Below are 5,285 nucleotides of genomic sequence, written 5' to 3'. Positions count from 1 at the left end.
GCTACATACCATTATGAAGAGACCCTTTTAAACTCCATTTACAACAGACTCACCAACAACCATAAATATGTAATTAATAAATTATTACCCGACAAGCAAAAAGAAATAGATGATGGCTCCGATAATAAAGAAAATATATTAAGCATAATAAAAAAGGAACCGGGGAAACCCAGCCTCGATAATATTCTCTTTGTTATTTCACAACTCACCGCCCTCGATGAACTGGGGCTGAATGCTGATTTGGTCCGGGGCGTTCCACCCAAATTTATCGAAATATATCGTCAGCGCTGCGCTGCCGAATCCGTCAGGGAAATCCGGCGCCACCCGGTCAGTATTCGTTACCCCATGATTATCATGTACTGCTGGCGACGTCGGCAACAGCTGACGGATGCCCTGACTGAAATGCTAATGCAGCTGATCCACAACCTCGGAACGCGGGCTGAGAAGAAAGTGGATAAAAAACAGTTTGCGGCCTTTAAAAAAGTCAGAGGAAAAACAAAATTGCTCTTCCGGATGGCTGAAGCAACAGCGGATCAACCCGATGGTGTCATCAAAGAGGTGGTTTATCCCGTTGTTGCACAGAGAACGCTGCAGCGTCTTGTGGAAGAGTTTACTACGCTGGGAAGCGATCCTGAACTTGAAGTCCATGAGTCTATCCGGGCATCTTATGGTGCTCATTATCGCCGGATGCTGCTCCCCGTACTGGATCAGCTGGATTTCCAGTCCGGTAATCACCTGTACCGTCCCGTGATTGACGCCATTAATATTATCAAAATGCACCGGCACAGTAACCAGCATTATTATGCTGCAGACGATGTGCCTGTTGATGGTGTGATCCAAAAAAAATGGCGCAATATTATTATGGAAACCGGTAAACAGGGTGAAGAGCGAATTAACCGAATTAATTATGAAATATGCGTCCTGCGAGCGTTAAGAAACAGCCTTAGAAATAAAGAAATATGGGTAAATGGAGCCGATCGTTACCGCAATCCGGAGGAAGATTTACCGGCTGATTATTCTGATAACCGGGAGCATTATTATACGCTCCTGGGTGCACCTACTGACGGAGAGGTGTTTATTGCCCAACTTAAAAAGACCCTGCGGCAGTGGCTGGAAACGCTAAATTATGGATTTCCTCTGAATCAGAAGGTCAGTATTCGGGCGCAGGGGAAAAAACGGATACGCCTGAGCCCGTTGCCCCCGCAGGAAGAGCCGCCAAATACGCTGTCGCTGAAGCGTGAAATTGGACGTCGCTGGACCGACCTCGAGCTTATTGACCTGCTGAAGGAGGTTGACCTGCGGGAAAAGTTTTCGTCATTATTCAGAACATCAGGCAGCCGTGAGGTGATTGATCCGGAGACGCTGCAGCACCGGCTACTGTTGTGTCTGTTCGGGTTGGGAACCAACGTCGGTCTGAAGCGTATCGCCAGCCAGTAGCCGGGCGTCTCTTATGAAGAGTTACGTCATATCAAACGGAAATTTATCCAGAAAGATACTCTGCGATCGGCCATCGCGCAGATTGTGAACGGGATATTCCGGATAAAGCAGCCCACCATCTGGGGTGATGTCACCACGTCCTGCGCCGCTGACTCCAGGAAATTCAGCGCGTACGATCAGAATCTGATGACAGAATGGCATGCGCGGTACGGCGGGCGTGGCATTATGATTTACTGGCACGTGGATACCAACTCCACCTGCATTTATTCCCAGCTGCGCCGGTGCTCATCGTCAGAGGTGGCCGCCATGATGGAGGGCGTTCTGCGGCACTGTACGGATATGGAAATCAACCACCAGTACGTAGACAGCCACGGTCAGAGCGAGATGGCCTTTGCCTTCAGCTATGTGCTGGGGTTTGACTTACTGCCCCGACTGAAAAATATCGCCCGGCAAAAGCTCAGTATCTGCGAGTCTGGTGACATCGCACTATATCCGGCACTCTCTCCGGTGCTGACAAAAGAAATAAACTGGGAGCTGATCCGGCAACAGTATGATGAAATTATTAAATATACAGCGGCCCTTAGGACCGGCACTGCAGAGCCGGAGGCCATATTAAGACGATTTACCCGCAATAATGCACAACACCCGACATATAAAGCCCTGGCAGAATTGGGACGGGCTGTAAAAACTATTTTCCTTTGCCGCTATTTAAACGATGAGGGGTTACGGTGTGAAATCAATTCCGGACTGAACGTTGTAGAGAACTGGAACAGCGCCAATGATTTTATTTTTTACGGCGAGCATGGTGAATTCACTTCCAACAGGCCAGAGGAACAGGAAATTTCCATGCTGGCACTGCATCTGCTGCAGATCAGTCTGGTTTACGTCAACACACTTCTGATTCAGGAGGTACTGTCTGAACCTGCCTGGCGAAGCAAAATGACAGAAGCTGACTGGAGAGGGCTGAGTCCGCTGATATACAACCATGTCAATCCATATGGTCGTATCGAACTGGACATGGGCAGTCGGCTGAAGGTAGCAGCATAAGAGTGACCATAACCGAGCGGTTTCGTACACCCCTTGCAGAGGATGTACGAAAGTAAGTGTAATTTGTTTCGTACATGCATTATGATTCGGACATCCATTACGTACAGAAATTTTCACTATGTCACGAGTTTTTGCTTACTGTCGGGTCTCCACTCTCGAGCAGACCACCGAAAATCAGCGTAGGGAAATTGAAGCTGCCGGTTTTACCGTCAGACCTCAGCGACTGGTCGAAGAACATATCAGCGGTTCAGTTGCTGCCAGTGAACGGCACGGTTTTGCCAGGCTACTTGATCGTATGGAAAATGGCGATGTACTGATTGTCACCAAACTTGACCGTCTGGGACGCAATGCGATGGACGTAAGAAAGACAGTGGAACTGCTGGCAAAGTCAGACATTCGGGTTCATTGCCTGGCGCTGGGCGGCGTAGACCTCACCAGCCCAGCGGGGAAAATGACCATGCAGGTCATCTCGGCAGTGGCCGAGTTCGAACGTGACTTGCTTCTTGAGCGCACTCATTCTGGTATTGCCAGGGCAAAGGCAGCAGGGAAACGCTTCGGGCGTCCACCTGCATTGAATGAGGAACAACAGCAGGCGGTGATCATCCGTCTGAAAGCTGGAGACAGCATCAGTGCTGTTGCCCGTCAGTTCAGTACAACGCGGCAAACTATTCACAGAATAAAGGCTGCAAATTCATCCTGTTAATCCGGATGATTTTATAACCTGAAGGGGCAAATAACACGCCCTGGTGTTTCATACAGCCAGCCCCAAGAGGAGCTTCATGGCATCGTTAACAAAAAAACAAACCGCACAGCTTTCAGATATGAGCCATGACGTGCTGGTTAATATTATTCATGACCTGATACAGGATAATAAGCAGGCCAGGACCACACTGGTGAATGGGTATCTGTTATCAGCAGCGGAGGTACTCAAAGCCGTCGAGAAGGAGTATGCCCGACGTGCCAGAAGCAAACGTTTTTATGATTACTATGATGCCGATGCCTTTTTTGACGAGCTGACACGCAGTATAGCGAACCCTCTTGTGGGTATCGCCCACGAGCTCCCCGAGCAAGCAGAAAGTCTGAGCGTAAAAATGATGCTTGAGTTCGAAAAATTCACCGGGAACGTGGACACCTCCAGCGGAAGCTGGATGGGTTACTACACCATTCTGTTGGATGCGTGGATGAAATCACTGGAAGCACAAAAAAACAACGATCCCGCATCCATTGCTAAAAAAATATTCACCGTTGTAGAAAGAGAATTCTATTTTGGAATTGAAATATTTAAAAAATACCGAACCTTACTTGGTATGGATATTTTATGTGTAATCCGTGATATGTATTATCAAAAAAAACTCCTCCGGGAAGCTCTTGGCCTCAGTATAATAATAAAAGACCTCGATTTTCTGACGATAGCGTTTAAAAGCGATGAGTTTTTCCATTCCACCCATTATTTTGATTATGTCAGATTACTTATGGAAGACCTGCGATCCGATGATGCACTCGCTGTATTAAACAGCCAGCGAGCTGACGATGAGGAGATCGCAGATAATATCATATGGAATGAACTATTCATTCAGGCTCTGATCGAAGAAGGGAGAAAAGAGGAAGCCAAAGCCCACTGTATTACAGCATTCACTTTTCAATGCGATACCCGTTTTTATCACCTGTACACAAAAGCTGCTGAAAAAGATGTCGATCACAGCCCTGCATTCCTGAAAATAGCAAAAGATACAGGGTTAGCACCATATGTCTATTTTGCATCAGATATTGAACGGTATGACTTAATCGACACCTGCATTATGGGCACACCAAAAAACAACCTCACCGACTCTCTGGCTTATATCACCCATTCATATTTACGGACATTATCCAGTACCCTGTATAAACATGGCTATGCGCATACGGCGACCCTTTTGCGTCGATTTTTGGTCGAGGACAACATTCAGCAATCCAAAAGCAAGTATTACAGCTATGCCGCCTCAGACATGAAAAAAGCCATCGATTACGGCGAAGGTCTGGAAAATTGCCCTCAGCTTCCGGAAACAGAGGGCTACCTTAGAACTCTCTACGAACAACATAAACGTAAAACCGCACTCTGGCCGCTGATGACAGATAAAATCAAAGGATTATCGGTAGGAAAAGACGGCCTACGCTACAGCGGAGATGCCTCATGACATCACAGGAACTGTATGACCACGCGGTGTCACTGCTTGCAAGGCGGGATTACGCATCCGGTGAGTTGGCTCAGGCTCTGAGTAAGATGACGGAAAACAGAGAGAATATCGAGAAGGCGTTGTCGAGGCTGGTTGAGTGTGGTTATTTGGATGATCACCGCCTAATAAAACACCTGATTGATAAACATGTTCGAAAAAAACATGGCCCGGCCAGAATCAAACAGGAGATCAGGCAAAAAGGTTTTTCTCAGGAGTTGGTCGAGCAGATACTGGAGAAAGTGGATGTGGACTGGTATGCAATGGCAAAGGACCTGAAAGTCAGTAAATTTGGTGATGTGGTGGTATCAGAAGCTAAAGAAAAAAATAAACAGATTCGCTACCTCCAGTACAAGGGATTTTCGATGGACATGATATTTGAGGCGTTAAGCTGATCATGGTTGTCAGAGCCCCATCCAAGACAAATGTCGTCATATTGTAGCTTCGCTCCCATTACCCCACATTGAAGGTCCGGAAGCCTCTACCGCAGATCAGCGCATCGTGCATAAAATCGATGGACCAGCTCTGGTTTAACGCTTGCGGCGTCGCCAGTGGTGCTGGATTACGCACTGGCAGCCGCTGTTTTCCCTT

At 47.5% G+C, this 5,285-nt stretch carries 3 protein-coding genes and 2 pseudogenes; 4 read left to right on the top strand and 1 reads right to left on the bottom strand.

The window, feature by feature from the left end; genetic code table 11:
* The 4 genes and pseudogenes from H5P17_RS26090 to H5P17_RS26075 all read left to right on the top strand — a co-directional run.
* A pseudogene (locus tag H5P17_RS26090) lies at positions 1–2,484 on the top strand (Tn3 family transposase); the annotation flags it as partial.
* Positions 2,485–2,602: 118 nt separating this feature from the next.
* Positions 2,603–3,187, top strand: coding sequence for a recombinase family protein (locus H5P17_RS26085; protein WP_182825876.1), 585 nt, complete (start codon positions 2,603–2,605; stop codon positions 3,185–3,187).
* Between the two features lie 76 nt (positions 3,188–3,263).
* A complete protein-coding gene (locus tag H5P17_RS26080; protein WP_182825875.1) occupies positions 3,264–4,658 on the top strand; it encodes a DUF6880 family protein in 1,395 nt (464 codons plus the stop codon).
* On the top strand, positions 4,655–5,089 hold the full coding sequence (locus H5P17_RS26075) for a regulatory protein RecX (RefSeq protein WP_182825874.1): 435 nt from the start codon (positions 4,655–4,657) through the stop codon (positions 5,087–5,089). The genes H5P17_RS26080 and H5P17_RS26075 overlap by 4 nt, the downstream gene beginning before the upstream one ends.
* A 64-nt stretch (positions 5,090–5,153) precedes the next feature.
* Here the strand turns inward: H5P17_RS26075 and H5P17_RS26070 are convergent.
* A pseudogene (locus H5P17_RS26070) lies at positions 5,154–5,285 on the bottom strand (IS3 family transposase); the annotation flags it as partial.

Origin of the sequence: Serratia sp. OS31 (genome assembly GCF_014164835.1) — a bacterium.
In the GTDB taxonomy this organism is placed as follows: Bacteria; Pseudomonadota; Gammaproteobacteria; order Enterobacterales; family Enterobacteriaceae; genus Serratia; species Serratia liquefaciens_A.
Note: the sequence above shows the minus strand (reverse complement) of the source record. Positions and strands in the feature narration are given on the sequence as shown.